Genomic DNA, 16,465 nt, shown 5'->3' on the forward strand with positions numbered 1-16,465 from the left:
GTGGTGCTCCTCGGTGATGGGTGACCATCGTCCCGCACCGGGCCGGACCGGCGGCACCGGGTTCTGCTAGAGGCCGAGACCCCGGCCGATGATCTCCTTCATGATCTCGGTGGTGCCGCCGTAGATGGTCTGCACCCGGCCGTCCAGCCAGGCCTTCGCCACCGGGTACTCCAGCATGAAGCCGTAGCCGCCGTGCAGTTGGAGGCAGCGGTCGGCGACCCGGTTCCGCAGTTCGGTGGTCCACCACTTGGCCTTGGCCGCGTCGGTCACCGAGAGCCGGCCGGCGTTGAACTCGGCGACGCAGTGGTTGACGAAGGTGCGCGCGATGGTGACCTCGGTGTCCAGCTCGGCCAGGAGGAACCGGTTGTGCTGGAACTTTCCGATCGGCCGGCCGAACGCCTCTCGCGTTCGGGCGTGGTCGAGGGTGAGCGCGAGCAGCCTTTCGCAGGCCGCCACCGCGGCGACGGCGATGCCCAGCCGCTCCCGGGGCAGGTTGGCCATCAGGTGGTAGAAGCCGTGGTGCTCGGTGCCGATCAGGTTCTCCGCCGGGACCCGGCAGTCGTCGAAGAAGAGTTCGGCGGTGTCGTTGGCCTTCAGGCCCACCTTGGCCAGCCGCCGGCCCCGGCTGAAGCCCGGGGTGCCGGTCTCCACCGCGAGCAGGCTCACCCCGTGCGCGCCCCGGTCGGGCGCCGTCTTGGCGACCACCACCACGAGGTCGGCCATTTCCCCGTTGGTGATGAAGGTCTTCTGGCCGTTGAGGACGTACGTGTCGCCGTCGCGGACCGCGCTGGTGCGGACCCCGGCCAGGTCGGAACCGGCCCCGGGCTCGCTCATCGCGATGGCGGTGACCAGGTCGCCGGAGCAGAAGCCCGGCAGCCAGCGCTTGCGCTGGTCGTCGGTGGTCAGCTCGGTCAGGTACGGGGCCACCACGTCGTTGTGCAGGCCGAACCCGAGGCCGGAGCAGCCCGCCGCGACGATCTCCTCGTCGAGCACCGCGTTGAACCGGAAGTCGCGCTGCCCGCCGCCGCCGTACTCCTCGTCGACGTCCATGCCGAGCAACCCGGCGGTGCCGGCCTTGCGCCACACCTGGCGGTCGACGATCCCGTCGGCCTCCCACCGCTCGTGGTGCGGCACGGCCTCCCGGGCGAGGAACTCACGGCACAGGTCGCGGAACTCCTCGTGCACGGGCTCGTAGAGATGCTGCTCCATGCGACGAGTGTGCCGGCACCCGGGCTGGTGGTCCAGGCCCACCGGTCGGGCACGTTTACCGGCGTACGGGGCGGGTAGCTCGCGTCGTCCATCGGCCCGACGTGAGGGGGCGACGCCGTGTCCGTACCGGCCAGGGCCGCCTCCCGGTCGGGCCCGCCGCCGCCGTACGCCGCCGAACTGGCCCGGGAGCTGCGCGCCGCCGTCGAGGGCGAGGTGCGCTTCGCCCCGGGCGACCGCGTGTTGTACGCGTTCGACGCCTCCATCTTCCGCCAGCTGCCGATCGGCGTGGTGCTGCCCCGGAGCGCGGCGGACGTGGCGGCGGCGCTGGCGGTGTGCCGCCGGTTCGGGGCTCCGGTCTTCGGGCGGGGCTGCGGCACCGCGCTGGCCGGGCAGAGCGTCAACGCGGCGGTCTGCTTCGACTTCTCGAAGTACCTGAACGAGATCGTCGAGCTGGATCCGGCCGGGCGGCGGGCCCGGGTGCAGCCGGGGGTGATCTGCGACCAACTGCGGGACGCCGCCGAGGTCCACGGGCTGACCTTCGGGCCGGACCCGGCGACGCACGACCACGCGACGCTGGGCGGCATGATCGGGAACAACTCGTGCGGCACCCACTCGCAGATGGCCGGCAAGACCGTCGACAACATCGATGAGCTGGACGTGATCACGTACGACGGCACCCGACTGCGGGTCGGCCCGACCGACGAGCGGGAGCTGGAGCGGATCATCGCGGCGGGTGGCCGGCGCGGCGCGATCTACGCCGGGCTGCGCCGGATCCGGGACCGCTACGCCGACGTGATCCGCTCGGGGATGCCGGACATCCCGCGCCGGGTCTCCGGCTACAACCTCGATCAGCTGCTGCCGGAGAACGGCTTCCACGTGGCACGGGCGCTGGTGGGTTCGGAGTCGACGTTGGCGCTCACCCTGGAGGCCGAGTGCCGGCTGGTGCCGTCGCCGCCGCACCGGGCCCTGGTCGTGCTCGGCTATCCCGACATCCCCTCCTCCGGCGACGACGTGGCCTGGCTGCTGGGCTTCGCGCCGATCGGGCTGGAGTTCACCAGCCGGCACGTGGTGGACAACCTGCGGGCGAAGCGGATGCACGTCGGCGACGAACGGCTGCTGCCACCCGGGAACGCCTGGCTGCTCGTGGAGTTCGGTGCGGACACCGACGCCGAGGCGGCCGCCCGCGCGCGGGAACTCACGGCGGCGCTGGAGCGCCGCCCGGGCGCACCGAGCCACCGCTGCTACACCGACCCGGCGCAGCAGGCCGGGGTGTGGGAGATCCGCCGGCACTCGGCGGGCACCACCCGGATGCCGATCGGGCTGGGCGGCCACCCCGGCTGGCCCAACTGGGAGGACGCGGCCGTGCCCCCGCACCGGCTCGGGGACTACCTGCGCGCGTACACCGGGCTGCTGGACCGGTTCGGCTACGACGCGGTCTTCTACGGCCACTGGGGGCAGGGCTGCGTGCACTGCCGGGTGAGCTTCGACCTGCGTACGGCCGACGGGGTCCGCCGTTACCGCGACTTCATGGAGCAGGCCGCCGACCGGGTGGTCTCCTTCGGCGGCTCGCTCTCCGGCGAGCACGGCGACGGGCACGGCCGGGCCGAGCTGTGGCCGAAGATGTTCCCGGCGGAGCTGATGCGCGCGTTCGAGGAGTTCAAGCGGCTCTGGGACCCGGACGGCCGGATGAACCCGCACAAGCTGATCGACCCGTACCCGCTGGACTCGCACCTACGGGAGGGCACCGGCTACCGGCCGCTGGAGCTGGCCACCGCCTTCCGCTATCCCGCCGACGGGGGCAGCTTCGCCGACGCGGCCGGCCGGTGCTTCGGCGTCGGCAAGTGCCGGCACGTGACCGGCGGGGTGATGTGCCCGAGTTTCATGGTGACCCGGGAGGAACGCCACTCGACCCGTGGCCGGGCCCGGCTGCTGCAGGAGATGGCCGACGGGACGGGCTCGATCACCAGCGGCTGGCGCAGCCCCGAGGTGAAGGAGGCGCTGGACCTCTGCCTGGCCTGCAAGGGCTGCCGGGGTGACTGCCCGGTCCAGGTGGACATCGCCACCTACAAGGCCGAGTTCCTGCACCATCACTACGCGGGGCGGCTGCGGCCCCGCCAGGCGTACGCCCTGGGGCTGATCAACGTGTGGGCCCGGCTGGCGTCGTACGCCCCGCGGGCGGTCAACGCCGTCACCCACGCGCCGCTGCTGCACCGGCTGGTCAAGCTCGCCGGCGGCGTCGCGCCGGACCGCGACGTGCCCCGGTTCGCCCGGCGCAGCTTCGTCGACTGGTTCGCCGGCCACCGCCCCCGGAATCCGGACGCGCCCCGGGTGCTGCTCTGGCCCGACACCTTCACCAACTACTTCGAGCCGCGGATCGGCGTCGCGGCCGTGACGGTGCTGGAGGAGGCCGGCTTCCGGGTGGTGCTGCCCGGACGCGGCCTCTGCTGCGGCCGGCCGCTGTACGACTACGGGATGCTCGACCTGGCCCGCCGTTACCTGCGCCGGGTGCTCGCCGTGCTGGCCGCCGAGATCGAGGCCGGCGTCCCGCTGGTCGGGCTGGAGCCGAGCTGCCTGACGGTGTTCCGGGACGAGCTCACCAACCTCTTTCCCCGGGACGCGCAGGCGCAGCGGCTCCGGGCGCAGAGCTTCACCCTCACCGAGTTCCTGAACCGGTACGCCCCGGACTGGCCGCTGCCCCGCCTGGAGCGGGACGCCCTCGTGCAGCCGCACTGCCATCACCACGCGGTGCTCGGCTTCGCCGACGACGCGGCGGTGCTGCGCCGGATGGGGCTGCGGGTGCGGCAGCCGGACGCGGGTTGCTGCGGCATGGCGGGCAGCTTCGGCTACGAGGCCGGCGAGCGGTACCGGGTCTCCGTGGCGGCCGGCGAGCGGGTGCTGCTGCCGGCGGTACGCGCGGCGGGCGCGGAGACGCTCGTCGTGGCCGACGGGTTCAGCTGCCGCGGGCAGATCCGGGGCGGCACCGACCGTGACGGCCTGCACCTGGCCGAGGTGCTCGCCCTGGCCATCCGGGAGGGGCGGCAGGGACCGCCGGGCGGTTACCCGGAGCGGCGGCGGCCCGAGGTGGCCACGGCCGGACGGGGCCGGGCGCGGGTCCTGCTCGGCGCCGGGCTGCTGGCGGCCGGCGCGCTCGCCGTCCGCCGTCGGGGCGCCGCTCGGGGCGCTGCTCGGGGCTGAGCGGCAACGGTTCGGGGCACGGAGAGAGGAGGAGGCGGTGGCGGAACAGCGTACGGCCGCGGACACCCTGGTCGATCGGCTCGTCGACTGGGGTGTGGAGGCCATCTTCGGACTGCCGGGTGACGGGATCAACGGGCTGATGGAGGCCCTGCGGAAGCGGCGGGACCGGATCCGCTACGTGCACGTGCGGCACGAGGAGGTCGCCGCGATGGCGGCGGTGGGGTACGCCAAGTTCACCGGCAAGCTCGGCGTCTGCTTCGCCACCTCCGGCCCCGGCGCGGTGCACCTGCTCAACGGCCTGCTCGACGCGAAGGTCGAGCAGGCGCCGCTGCTGGCCATCACCGGGATGTCGTACCACGACCTGATCGGCACCAGCTATCTGCAGGACATCAACACCGACTACCTGTTCAACGACATCGCGCTCTACAACCAGCGGATCATGGGCCCGGCGCACGTCACCAACGTGGTCGACTACGCGGTGCGGACGGCGCTGTCCCAGCGCGGGCCGGCGCACCTGGCGTTCCCGATCGACTACCAGGCGGCCCCCGCCGGGTCCGGCACCCGGTACGTGCGCAACGTGCCCGGGCACACCTCGACCACGTTCCGCGCGCCGGTCCGGGTGCCCTGCCGGGCCGATCTGGAGGCCGCCGCGCAGGCGCTCGCCGGCCGGACGAAGGTCGCCATCCTGGCCGGGGCCGGTGCCCGGGGCGCCGGTGACGAGCTGGAGGCGGTGGCCGAGCTGCTCGGCGCGCCGATCGTCAAGGCGCAACTGGGCAAGGACTGCGTGCCCGACGACAGCCCGTACACCACCGGCCCGATCGGGCTGGTCGGCTCGCTGCCCTCCGAGGAGGCGCTCGAACAGTGCGACGCGCTGCTCATCGTCGGCTCGACGATGCCGTACATCGAGTACTACCCGAAGCCGGGGCAGGCGGTCTGCGTACAGATCGACGACAAGCCGGAACGGATGGGACTGCGGCACCCCGTCGACGTGCCGCTCTGCGGTGACGCCCGCGCCACCCTGGCCGCGCTACGGCCGCTGCTGACCCGCAACGACGACCGCGGCTTCCTCACCCGGGCGCAGGAGGGGATGGCCCGGTGGTGGGAGCTGATGGCCGAGCGGGGCACCCGCACCGACACGCCGATGAAGCCGCAGGTCCCGGCGTGGGCGTTGAACGACGCGCTCGCGCCGGACGCGATCGTCTGCGGGGACTCCGGCACCGTGACCACCTGGGCGGCCCGGCAGATCAGGCTCCGCCGGGGTCAGGCGTTCAGCTTCTCCGGCACGAACTGCTCGATGGCGGCCGGCCTGCCGTACGCGATCGGCGCCCAGACCGCGTACCCCGGCCGGCAGGTGGTGGTCTTCACCGGCGACGGTTCGCTGACCATGCAGCTCGGCGACTTCCTCACCGCGGTGCAGCACGATCTGCCGATCAAGGTGGTGGTGGTCCGCAACGACACGCTGGGGCTGATCAAGTGGGAGCAGATGGTGTTCCTGGGCAACCCGGAGTACGGCGTGAACGTCGCACCGCTGGACTTCGTGAAGTTCGCCGAGGCGTGCGGGGCGAAGGGCGTACGCATCGACGACCCCCGCCGCTGCGGGGCGCAACTGGCCGACGCGCTCGCGACGGACGGCCCGGTCATCGTGGAGTGCGTGGTGGACCAGCACGAGCCGCCGATGCCGGCCAGGGTCAGGAAGGACCAGGTGAGCAAGCTGGCCAAGGCGCTGCGCTCCGGCACGCCCAACCGCAACCGGATCGCCCTGGACATGGTCAAGGATCTGCTGGACGAGGCGAGCTTCCAGGCCAGCCCGGGGCGCGCGATCCCGGACCGGGCCGGGCACGCGCTCTCCGGGCTCGCGGGCCGGCTGCGCAACCGCGCCGATGACGAGCACCCCGAGTAGGGCGGGCAGGCGACGGGAGTCCCTGGTGGTGCACGCGTTGAGCGCCGCGGCCGCCAGCGCGGACGTGGTCAGCTACCTGGGCCTGGGGCGGGCCTTCCCGGCGAACATGACCGGTAACACGGTGCTGCTCGGGCTGGGGGTGGCCACCGGCGACCTGGCCGCCGCGGGCCGCTCGGCCACCGCGCTGGTCGCCTTCCTGCTCGGCGCGGGCGCGGTGGGGGCGGCGGTGCCGGTACGGGGCTGGTCGCGTGGACTGCTCGGGGTGCTCGCGGTCGAGGTGCTGCTCCTGGCCGCCCTCCCGGCCTGGTGGCTCGCGCTGCCGGGCCGCCCGTCGGGCTGGCCGCAGCACGGGCTCATCGCCCTGCTCGGCGCGGCGATGGGCATGCAGAGCGCGGTGACCCACCGGTGGGGCAGGGCCGGGGTGTCCACGACGTACATCACGGGAACCTGGACGGCGTTCAGCATCGGCGTGGCGAGCCGGCTGCGCGGCCGGGAGACCGGGAAGTCGACGGGTCCACTGCGCCGCGAAACCACCGTGCTCGCGCTGTACGCCCTCACCGCCCTGGCGGTCGCGGCGGCGTTCAGCGCGTGGGCGGCCCGGGCCGCACTGCTCCCGGTGGCGCTGCTGGGCTTGGCCGTGGCGACCGCCGCGTCGGTGAACCGGGCCCGGTCCCTCCCGGGCGTGCGCTGAGCCGGCCCGGGCACCGATGCCGGCTCCGGCACCCACCGGACCCGCTAGCCGGCGAGCACCGCAGCGGCCACCTTCAGGTCCGCGACGAGGCCGTCGTACGCCACGTCCTGGTTGTCGGCGCGCAGCACGGCGGAGGGGTGGATGGTGGCCAGCAGTTGGGCCTCCGGGGCGTCGGCCACCTTCCCGGCGCTGTCCACCGGCACCCGCTGGAAGTCCTGCGGGCGCTGCGCGGCGTCAGGCCAGGGCAGCAGCTCACCGCGCTGTTTCGTCACCCGGAACGCCGGGCCGAGCAGGGCCTTGGCGGCGGTGGCGCCGAGCACCACCACGATCTCCGGGCGGAGCCGGGCGAACTCGGCGACCAGCCAGGGCCGACAGGCGGTGATGTGCACCCGGTCGGGCGTCTGGTGGATCCGCCGCTTCCCGCGCAGCTCGAACCGGAAGTGCTTCACGGCGTTCGTGAGGTAGATGTGACCGGGGTCGATGCCCGCGTCGTCCACCGCCCGGCGCAGCACCCGCCCGGCGGGGCCGACGAACGGCAGACCCTTCTGGTCCTCCAGGTCGCCGGGCTGCTCGCCGACGAAGACCACCCGGGCGCTCTCGTCGCCCCGGCCGAAGACCGTCTGCGACGCGTTCCGGTAGAGCTCGCAGCCCTGGCAGCCGGCCGCTGCGGCGCGTAGCTGGTCGATGGTGTCCGCCTGCGGCGGGATGAACTCCTGCGCTCCGGGGGCGCTCTCGGTCTCGGCCATGCCCGACTTTATATCCCGGTTTCGGGCCGGACGCCGGATGCGGTCCGGATCAGTAGCCGCCACCGCCGCGACCGGCCAGCCCGAGCGCGATGACCACCAGGATGACCACCGCCGCCACGGTGATCAAGAGGCCGGTCACGGCCCGCTTCGAAGCCACGATGCTCCACCTCCCGGGCGCGGGTACCCGTTCGGCGCCGCGCCATGCCGCTGGGGTCACGCGGTGAACGGGGCCGGCCCGGCGGGACGTACGGCCCGGGCCACCGCGTCGGCGAACGGTGCCAGGTCGGCCTCGTCGAGGGAGCTGACGGTGATACGTACGCCGGGGGCGGCGGCGATCCGGTTGAGCGCGCCGGGGGCGACGGACCACCCGGCGTCGCGCAGCGCGGTGACCGCCACCGTCTCGTCCGGCACGGGCACCCAGACGTTGATCCCGGTCCGCCCGTGCGCGACCAGCCCCCGGGCGGCCAGCGCGGCGACGAGCCCGGCGCGCCGCCGCTCGTAGCTCTCCCCCGCCCGGCCGACCAGGTCGGCGGTGGCCGGGTCGCGCCAGAGCGCGAGGACCAGGCGTTGCAGCACGGTGGAGACCCAGCCGGCGCCGACCCGGGCGCGGCCGGCCACCCGGGCCACCGTGGCCTCGTCGCCGGCGAGCACGGCGAGCCGCAGGTCCGGGCCGTAGGGCTTGCTCACCGACCGGACGAAGGCCCAGGCCGGGGTCGCCCCGGCCAGCGGGTGCAGCGGTACGCGGGCCAGCTCGGCGGCGTGGTCGTCCTCGATCAGCAGCAGGTCGGCGCGGCCGGCGAGCAGCGTACGCAGGGCTGCGGCCCGCTCGGCGGAGACGGCGGCGCCGGTCGGGTTCTGCGCGCGGCTGGTCACGATCAGCGCACGGGCACCGGCGGCGAGGGCGGCCCGGACGCCCGGCTCGGTCGGCCCGTCGTCGTCCACGGGCACCCCGATGGCGCGCAGCCCGAGCGCGGCGACGAGATCGAGCAGGTTGGCCCAGCCCGGGTCCTCGACCGCGACCGCGTCGCCGGGGCGTAGGTGGGCGGCGAGCAGGCGCTCGATGCCGTCCAGCGCACCCCCGGTCACGGTGATCTCGCCGGCCGGTACGCCGTCGAGCCGCTCCCGGGCCGCGTCGGCCAACTCGGGCAGGAGGGCGCTGGCCGCGTACCCGCTGGGCGGGCCGACCTCGGCGGCGAGCGCGGCCAGGTGCGGGCCGAGCGGCGGCAGCAGGCGGCTGTCCGGCTGGCCGGAGGAGAGATTGCGGGCGCCGGGCAGCGGGGGCGGCATCAGCGTGGCGCGGCGGGTGGCGACGGGCGGGCGGGGCCGGACCCGGGTGCCGTGCCGGCCGGCGGTGACGACCAGGCCGCGCTGCCGCAGCTCCTGGTACGCCTTGGCGACGGTGGCCGGGCTGACCCTCAGCTCGGCGGCGAGGGTGCGGACGGCCGGCAGGGCGTCGCCCGGGGCGAGGGCGCCGGTGCGGATGCCGGTTTCCACGCTGGCCGAAATGGCCGACGACGAGGCCCCGGCGATCTGATAATGTGCTGCCACAGTTCGAGGATTGTACTAGAACAAAGGTGGAACTGCCGCATGTACCCCCGGACCGAACGGACCACCGCCACCCGGATGCGGGCCCGGATGAACTACGACGAGGCCGCCGCGCACGCCGTGCTGGACGAGGCGTACCACTGCGCGCTGTCGTTCGTCGTGGACGGTGAGCCGCGGGTGCTGCCCACCCTGCACGTACGCGTCGGCGACATCCTCTACCTGCACGGCTCCACCGGCAGCCGGCCGCTGCTCGCCGCCCGGGGCGACGCCGGGCTGCCGGTCTGCGTCGCGGTGACCCACCTCGACGGGCTGGTCTTCGCCCGGTCCCAGTTCAACCACAGCGCCAACTACCGGTCGGTGGTCGTCCACGGCACCGCCCGCCTGGTGATCGACGAGCGGGAGAAGGCCGAGATGCTCACCGCGCTGGTGGAGAAGGTGGCCGCCGGGCGCAGCACGGACAGCCGCCCGCCGAGCCGGCGCGAGCTGGCCGAGACCGCCGTGCTGGCCCTGCCGCTGCGCGAGGTGTCCGTCCGCGCCCGCGCCGGCGGGGCCAACGACGATCCCGTCGACCTCGACCTGCCGTACTGGGCGGGAGTGGTGCCGGTGCGGCTCACCGCCGGCCTGCCCGAGCCGGCCCCCGGGGTGGCCGCGCCGGTGCCGGCGTACCTCCGGCCGGCCCGGTCGCCCTGGCTGGAGCCGGTCGTCCTGCGCGGCGAGCACGTCGTGCTGGAACCGCTCGACCTGTCCCACGCCGAGGAACTGCACGCCGCCCTGGCCGACCCCGAGGTGTGGCGGTACGTGGGCAGCCCGCAGCCGCAGAGCGTGGCCGAGACGGCCGGCCAGATCCGCGCCGCGCTGGACGCGAACCTGCGCGGCGTCCGGACGCCCTGGGTGCAGCGGTGCGCCGCCACCGGGGTGGTGGTCGGCACCACCTCGTACTACCACCCGGACGCGGCCCTGCGGACCGCGGAGATCGGCTTCACCCAGCTCGGGCGGCCGTGGTGGCGCACCGGGATCAACACCGAGGCGAAGCTGCTGCTGCTCACCCGGGCCTTCGAGGAGCTGGACGCCATCCGGGTGACCTGGCAGACCAGCACGCTCAACGAGCGCTCGCAGCGGGCCATCGAACGGCTCGGCGCCACCCGCGAGGGGACGCTGCGGTCCAACCGGCGGCGGGCCGACGGGTCGTGGCGGGATTCCGCCCTCTACTCGATGCTCGCGGCCGAGTGGCCGAGCGCACAACTCCGGCTGCGGGAAAGGCTTCGCTCGGCAGCCCCCTTGGCGTCATGATGTCCGGCGTGCTGGGCATCACTGACATCTGGACATACGTGCTGGGGACCGTGGCGATCGTGCTGCTGCCCGGGCCGAACTCGCTCTTCGTGCTCTCCACCGCCGCCAAGCGCGGCGTGCGGACGGGCTACCGGGCCGCCGGCGGCGTGTTCGTCGGCGACTCGGTGCTGATGATCCTCTCCGCCGCCGGGGTGGCGTCGCTGCTCAAGGCGTACCCGCCGCTCTTCCTGGTGATCAAGTACGCCGGCGCCGCGTACCTCGGTTACGTGGGGTTGACCATGCTGCGCGGCGCGTGGCGGCGCTGGCGCACCCGCAACGACCCGGCGACGCCGCGCCTGATCGACGCGGCGGAGCCGGCGGCGCTGCGCAGCCCGTTCCGGAAAGCGCTGGTGATCAGCCTGCTCAACCCGAAGGCGATCCTCTTCTTCATCTCCTTCTTCATCCAGTTCGTCGACCCCGGGTACGCCTGGCCGGCCCTGTCGTTCCTGCTGCTCGGGCTGATCGCCCAGGTGACCAGCGCGCTCTACCTCACCGCGCTGATCTTCACGGGCACCTTCCTGGCGGCCCAGTTCCACCGCCGGCGGCGGCTGGCCGCCGGCGCCACGACCGGGATCGGCATGCTCTTCCTGGGCTTCAGCCTCAAGCTCGCCACTGCCTCGGTGTAAGGAAGGGCCCCTTCTTAACGCCTGCGGTAGAGCAGGGAACCCTTCTCACCCGAGGGGCACGGTCAGGTGCCGTCGCCGCCGCCGGCACCGCCGCCGATGCCGGGACCGCCGGCCGTGCCGCCCAGGCCGTAGCCGGGTGCGACGGGCTCGTCCGGGTGGCGGCTGACGTGCGCGGACTCCTGGATCGTGGCGGACCAGTCGGCGTGCCCGGCGGCCGCCGCGTGCCGGTTGATCGCGTGTCGCAGCCAGCCGTCCACGGTGGCGACCCAGTCCCGCCGCTCAGCTCCGGCGTGCCAGACCCGGAACCGGCTGATGCTCTGGTGGGTGACCCCGGCCAGGGAGAGCCGGCGATCCAGCCAGAGCAGCACCTCCAGCCCCGCCGCGTTGGTCACGAAGATCACCTCCAGCTCGGTGATCGGGCCGGCGTACAGCGGCGCCACCCAGTAGCCGAGCCGCTCGTGGAACGGCAACTGCTGCTCCACCCCGGGCAGTCGGCCCTGCTGCAGGCCCACCTGCCGGAGGACGAAGCCGAGGGTGTCCAGCGCGGCGAGCACGTGCTGCTGGGCCGGGAGCGGGTGGACGAAGACCGGCAGCATCGCTCCCTGGTCCAGGTCGGGGTCGACCGACACCTCGGTACGCAGCCCGGTGCGCAGGCTCATCAGCGGCACCCCGCCGAAGATCGTCACCGGCGTCTCCCAGGGCAGCGGGACGGCGAAGTCGACCGCCCGCCGCCGGCCGGCCGGCACCACGAACCGGCCGGCGATCGGCACCTGGTGGTACTGCGTCAGCCGGCGGGGCGAGTCGGGATCCTCCGGCTCGACCTGGGCGACGAGCCCGAGGCGGACGTGCCGAACCGGCACGTCCGCACCCGCGGCCGTGAGCACCACCCGGCCTGGTAGCCGCAGGCCCGGCCGGGTGCTGGGGTTGGGCACGGTGGTGCTCACCGAGAGACCGGTCCAGACGGACTCCGAGGACACCCCGGTCAGCCGCATCCGGCACCCCCTCTCCACCGTCCCGGTGCATTCCCGGCTGCCGGCCCGGCACTCCTGGCCGGCACTCCTGGCCGGCTCCGTGCCGTCCCGGCCGGCTCCGTGCCGTCCCGGCCGGTCGTGGGCCGGGCGAGATCTGGGTGCGTTTGTTGTCGCTGGAGCGACAACAAACGCACCCAAAGACCCTCGGCGCGCAAGCCCCCGCGGGACGCCGGCCGGCGAGGTCAGCCGGGGCCGCCGGGTCAGGTGGGGACCCGGCGGCCGGACGGTACGGACGGACGATCAGCGCAGCCGACGGCCCCGGGGCACCGGGTCGGTCTCGTCGTCGAACTCGCCGATGACCTCCTCCAGCAGGTCCTCCAGCGCCACGAAACCGATCGGCCGGGTCGGGCCGCCGCCGTTGCGGACCAGCGCCAACTGGGCCTGCCGGCCGCGCATCGCCGCCACCGCCTCGGTGACCGAGGCGCCGGCGGGCAGCACGAACGCCGGGGTCATCAGCTCCCCCGCGGTCGCCGTCCGGCCGTTGGTGACCGCCCGGACAGCCTCGCGTACGTGGACCAGGCCGCACACCTCGCCACCGGCGTCGACGACGGCCAGCCGGGAGCGGCCACTGTCCCGGGAGACGTGCTCGATCCGCTCGGCGGTGTCCTCCCGCCGGACCGTGACGATCCGGTCGAACGGCTCCATCACCTGCGCCACGGTGGTGCCCTGCAGCTCCAGCATGCTGGTCAGCATCTGGTGCTGCTCGGCGCCGAGCAGCCCGTGCTCCCGGGACTGCTCGAGCAGGATGCGCAGCTCGTCCGGGCCGTGCACCTGGGCCAACTGGTCCTGCTGGCGTACACCGAACAGCCGCAGGACCGCGTTGGCCAGCGCGTTCAGCGCGGACAGCACCGGACGGGCGACCCGGGCGAAGGCCCGGAACGGCAGCGCCAGCAGCGTGGCGGAACGCTCCGCGTCGGTGATCGCCCAGGACTTCGGGGCCATCTCGCCGACCACCAGATGCAGGAAGGTCACCAGGGCCAGGGCGAACAGCAGCCCCACCACGTGGCTGGCCGCGGTGGGCAGCCCGACGGCGTGCAGCAGCGGGCTGACCAGGTGCTCGATCGCCGGTTCGGCCAGGGCGCCCAGCCCCAGGGTGCACAGGGTGATGCCGAGCTGCGCCCCGGCCAGCATCAGGGACAGCTCACGGGCCCCGTCCAGGGCCGCGCGGGCGGCCCGGCCGCCACCCGTCGCCAGCTGTTCCAGGCGGTAGCGCTTGGCGGCGACCAGGGCGAACTCGGCCGCCACGAAGAAGCCGTTGAGCGCCAGCAGCACGACCGAGAAGAAGAGCGCGAAGCCGGGCGTCATGCCGCCACCTCGCTACGCTCGGTGCCGGCATGAGGCACCAGGCGGCTGCACCGATGATTCGCTCGCTGACGCCCGCTCATGCCGCGTCCTCCCGCCGCTCGGCGGCGGCCATCCGGAGCCGGACGGAGTCGGCCACGTGCCGGTCCACGGCCAGCACCTCGACCAGCGCCCGCGGCTCGATGTCGGACTCGTCGCCGTCGACGCCGAGGCTGATCTCCAGCCGGTCGCCGACCTCGGGCACCCGGCCCAGCTCCCGCATGACCAGTCCGGAGACGGTGTCGTACTCGGGCGCCTCGGGCAGCGCGATCCCGGTGCTGTCGGCGACCTCGTCGATCCGCCAGCGGGCGGGCACCACCCAGGAACCGTCCTCCTGCCGCGCCGGGGCCCGCTCCGGCGGGTCGTCCTCGTCGCGGATCGGCCCGACCAGCTCCTCGGCGATGTCCTCCAGCGTGATCACGCCGGCGAAGCCGCCGTACTCGTCGACCACGCAGGCGAGCTGGCGGTGCCCGACCCGGAGCCGGTCCAGCACCGTCGGCAACGGCAGCGTCTCCGGCACCAGCAGCGGGGGTACGGCCACCGCCGCGACCCGGGTGGTGGCCCGCTCCGCGGGCGGCACCCCGAGCACGTCGGCGATGCCGACCACGCCGACCAGGTCGTCGACCCCCTCCGCGCCCCGCACCGGGAACCGGGAGTGGCCGGTGTCGAGCAGCTCGACGACCCGGCTGACCGGTTCGTCGGCCCGTACGGTGTGCACGTCGACCCGGGGGACCATGGCCTCCCCGGCGGTCAACTCCCGGAAGTCGAGGCCCCGGTCGAGCAGGTCGGACATCGCGGCGTCGAGGTGCCCCTCCTCCCGGGACTCGGCGATGATCTGTTCCAGGTCCTCCGGGGTGGCGCCGCTCGGCAACTCCTCGATCGGCTCGATGCCGACCCGACGCAGCAGCCGGACGGCGGCCCGGTCGAAGAGGGTGATCACCGGACCGGCGATCCTCAGGTAGATCAGGGTGGACCGGGACAGCGCCCGCGCGAGGCGCTCGGCGCGGGCGATGGCCAGGTTCTTCGGCGCCAGCTCGCCGAGGACCATCTGCACGACGGTGGCGATGATCAGGGCGAGCGCCACCGACAGCGGCAGCGCGACGGCGGTGGAGACCCCGGCGACGTTGAGCAGGCCGGCCAGCCCGGCGCCCAGGTACGGCTCGGCGGCGTAACCGACCAGCAGGGCGGTCACGGTGATGCCGAGCTGGGCGCCGGAGAGCATGAACGAGAGCCGCCCGGTCACCTCCAGGGCCCGGGCGGCGGCCCGGTCACCGCCGTCGGCGAGCTGCTTGAGCTTGCCCCGGTCCACGGCGACGTAACCGAACTCCTGGGCCACGAAATAGCCGGTGGCGGCGGTGAGCACGATGATGAGAACAAGTCCGACGAGGATCAGCACGGGAGGTTCAGGGCTCCCGGGGTCGTCGGGCCGAGGGGTTGCCGGGCCTTACCCGGCTGGCTACTGCTGCCCTCCTGGGCAGAAGAGTCGATCATGCCGACATTCTATCGGCGTAGCCTGGACGCCCGCTGAAGGTGCCGGGAAGGCTCCCCAGCGTCCCGTTCACCGCCCGGCCAACTCGTCGGCGTCCAGCAGGTCCCGGTCGATGCGCCCGCTCCGGTAGGCGGCCCGGCCGATCATCTGCGCGGCGACCGGCGCGGTGGCCAGCTGGAAGATCCCGACCAGCGCGATCATGCCCAGGTCCGCCGCCGTACGCAGGCGCAGCGCCAGCCCGAGCAGGAGCAGCAGCACGCCCAGCACCTGCGGCTTGGTGGCCGCGTGCATCCGGCCCAGCGCGTCCGGGAAGCGCAGCACACCGATCCCGGCGGCGAGGCTGAGCAGCGCGCCGGCCAGCAGGCAGGCCGCGCCCAGCCAGTCGGCGAGCACGCTCATCGCGCCTCCTCGCGTACCGCGAAGCGGACCAGGGAGACCGAGCCGACGAAGCCGAGCAGGGAGAGCACCACCAGCACGGGCAGCGTGGTGGCGTGCCGGTTGACCGCCGCCTCCGCGCCCACCGCGCCGAGCATGGTGGCCAGCAGCAGGTCGGCGGCGACGACCCGGTCGAGCAGCGACGGGCCCAGGTAGATGCGGGCCAGGGCGAGCAGCGCCGTGACCGAGAGCAGGACGGTCAGCGCGACGGCGAGGAAAGCGATCATCAGGGTTGGTTCCTCCGTTCGACGAGTGGCACGCCGAGCTGACGTACCTCCTGCGGGGAGCCGACGGCGCGGACGATGCGCCGTTCGACGGCGAGGACGCGGGCGCGGTTGACGGCCAGGTCCTCGGGGCGACACACCTCGAGGACGTGCACGTAGAGGACGCCCCGGTCGCGGTCCACGTCGAGGATGAGGGTGCCGGGGACGAGGGAGACCAGCTCGGCGGCGAGGGCCAGGTTGAGGTCGGTGCGGACCCGCAGCGGTACGGCGAGGATCGCGCCGCGCGGCCGGTAGCCCGGTCGGACCGCGATGGCGGCGACGTGCACGCTGGCGCGGACCAGCTCGCCGACGAAGGTGACCGCGAGGACCAGCAACGCGCCGACGCGGAGCCGGCCGCCGAAGGTGACCGGCGGGAGCGGGAAGAAGATCAGCACGGCGGCCCCGACGACGAGGCCGCCGAGCAGGTTGCCCCAGGAGAACCGGCCCCAGAGCAGCTGCCAGATCACCACCAGCCACCCGAGCGCCACGGCCTGGTCGCGGCGCCGCCCACCCCGGCCGACGGCCGGCGTCGGCCCGTCGTCCACCGCCCGCGCCCCGGCGGACGGTCGGCCCGCCGGCCCACCACCGGACGGCGGCGCGTCCGGCGGCTCGGCGGGTGGCTCGGCGGGCGACCTGGCCGGTGGCTCGGCGGACTGCGCGGCTTC

14 protein-coding genes are annotated in these 16,465 nt (G+C 74.2%); 5 read left to right on the top strand and 9 right to left on the bottom strand.

Going from position 1 to position 16,465, the window contains the following annotated elements:
• Nucleotides 1–66: 66 nt before the first annotated feature.
• The gene (locus ABZ570_RS10765; protein WP_358060191.1) at nt 67–1,209 is read right to left on the bottom strand and encodes an acyl-CoA dehydrogenase family protein; all 1,143 of its coding nucleotides are present in this window, start codon (nt 1,207–1,209) and stop codon (nt 67–69) included.
• A gap of 117 nt (nt 1,210–1,326) precedes the next feature.
• Between ABZ570_RS10765 and ABZ570_RS10770 the strand changes: the two genes are divergently transcribed.
• From ABZ570_RS10770 to ABZ570_RS10780, 3 genes are read left to right on the top strand one after another with little or no spacing between them, the layout of a single operon-like run.
• Nucleotides 1,327–4,404 (top strand): FAD-linked oxidase C-terminal domain-containing protein, encoded by a 3,078-nt coding sequence (locus ABZ570_RS10770; RefSeq protein ID WP_358060194.1) that lies wholly within the window; start codon nt 1,327–1,329, stop codon nt 4,402–4,404.
• 37 nt (nt 4,405–4,441) lie between these two features.
• The gene (locus ABZ570_RS10775) at nt 4,442–6,304 is read left to right on the top strand and encodes a thiamine pyrophosphate-dependent enzyme (protein WP_358060197.1); all 1,863 of its coding nucleotides are present in this window, start codon (nt 4,442–4,444) and stop codon (nt 6,302–6,304) included.
• Nucleotides 6,305–6,329: 25 nt separating this feature from the next.
• On the top strand, nt 6,330–6,995 hold the full coding sequence (locus ABZ570_RS10780; RefSeq protein WP_358060200.1) for a YoaK family protein: 666 nt from the start codon (nt 6,330–6,332) through the stop codon (nt 6,993–6,995).
• A 44-nt stretch (nt 6,996–7,039) separates the two neighbouring features.
• Here ABZ570_RS10780 and ABZ570_RS10785 read toward each other — a convergent pair whose 3' ends face one another.
• Together ABZ570_RS10785 and ABZ570_RS10790 are read right to left on the bottom strand one after the other, a co-directional pair.
• Nucleotides 7,040–7,741, bottom strand: coding sequence for a UdgX family uracil-DNA binding protein (locus ABZ570_RS10785; RefSeq protein ID WP_358060203.1), 702 nt, complete (start codon nt 7,739–7,741; stop codon nt 7,040–7,042).
• A gap of 213 nt (nt 7,742–7,954) precedes the next feature.
• The gene (locus ABZ570_RS10790; RefSeq protein ID WP_358060206.1) at nt 7,955–9,289 is read right to left on the bottom strand and encodes an aminotransferase class I/II-fold pyridoxal phosphate-dependent enzyme; all 1,335 of its coding nucleotides are present in this window, start codon (nt 9,287–9,289) and stop codon (nt 7,955–7,957) included.
• Nucleotides 9,290–9,328: 39 nt separating this feature from the next.
• Here ABZ570_RS10790 and ABZ570_RS10795 point away from each other — a divergent pair, with 39 nt between their 5' ends.
• Nucleotides 9,329–10,576, top strand: a complete 1,248-nt coding sequence (locus ABZ570_RS10795; protein WP_358060209.1) for a bifunctional pyridoxamine 5'-phosphate oxidase family protein/GNAT family N-acetyltransferase — start codon at nt 9,329–9,331, stop codon at nt 10,574–10,576.
• On the top strand, nt 10,573–11,241 hold the full coding sequence (leuE, locus tag ABZ570_RS10800) for a leucine efflux protein LeuE (protein ID WP_358060212.1): 669 nt from the start codon (nt 10,573–10,575) through the stop codon (nt 11,239–11,241). The genes ABZ570_RS10795 and leuE overlap by 4 nt, the downstream gene beginning before the upstream one ends.
• 62 nt (nt 11,242–11,303) lie before the next feature.
• On the opposite strand, the gene ABZ570_RS10805 is transcribed toward leuE, so the two are convergent.
• From ABZ570_RS10805 to ABZ570_RS10830, 6 genes are all read right to left on the bottom strand, one after another.
• Nucleotides 11,304–12,233 carry a sporulation protein gene (locus ABZ570_RS10805; protein WP_358060215.1) on the bottom strand — a complete coding sequence of 310 codons (930 nt, stop codon included), beginning with the start codon at nt 12,231–12,233 and terminating at the stop codon, nt 11,304–11,306.
• Nucleotides 12,234–12,512: 279 nt separating this feature from the next.
• Nucleotides 12,513–13,577 carry a hemolysin family protein gene (locus tag ABZ570_RS10810; protein WP_358060217.1) on the bottom strand — a complete coding sequence of 355 codons (1,065 nt, stop codon included), beginning with the start codon at nt 13,575–13,577 and terminating at the stop codon, nt 12,513–12,515.
• 76 nt (nt 13,578–13,653) lie between these two features.
• Nucleotides 13,654–15,009, bottom strand: coding sequence for a hemolysin family protein (locus ABZ570_RS10815; RefSeq protein WP_358060219.1), 1,356 nt, complete (start codon nt 15,007–15,009; stop codon nt 13,654–13,656).
• A gap of 162 nt (nt 15,010–15,171) precedes the next feature.
• The gene (gene mnhG, locus ABZ570_RS10820; RefSeq protein ID WP_358060222.1) at nt 15,172–15,501 is read right to left on the bottom strand and encodes a monovalent cation/H(+) antiporter subunit G; all 330 of its coding nucleotides are present in this window, start codon (nt 15,499–15,501) and stop codon (nt 15,172–15,174) included.
• Nucleotides 15,498–15,764, bottom strand: coding sequence for a monovalent cation/H+ antiporter complex subunit F (locus ABZ570_RS10825; protein WP_358060225.1), 267 nt, complete (start codon nt 15,762–15,764; stop codon nt 15,498–15,500). Before ABZ570_RS10825 ends, mnhG begins: the two co-directional genes overlap by 4 nt.
• A complete protein-coding gene (locus tag ABZ570_RS10830) occupies nt 15,764–16,345 on the bottom strand; it encodes a Na+/H+ antiporter subunit E (protein WP_358060333.1) in 582 nt (193 codons plus the stop codon). Before ABZ570_RS10830 ends, ABZ570_RS10825 begins: the two co-directional genes overlap by 1 nt.
• Nucleotides 16,346–16,465: the final 120 nt, after the last annotated feature.

It is taken from the genome of Micromonospora sp. NPDC007271 (genome assembly GCF_040634005.1).
Classification (GTDB): Bacteria; Actinomycetota; Actinomycetes; order Mycobacteriales; family Micromonosporaceae; genus Micromonospora.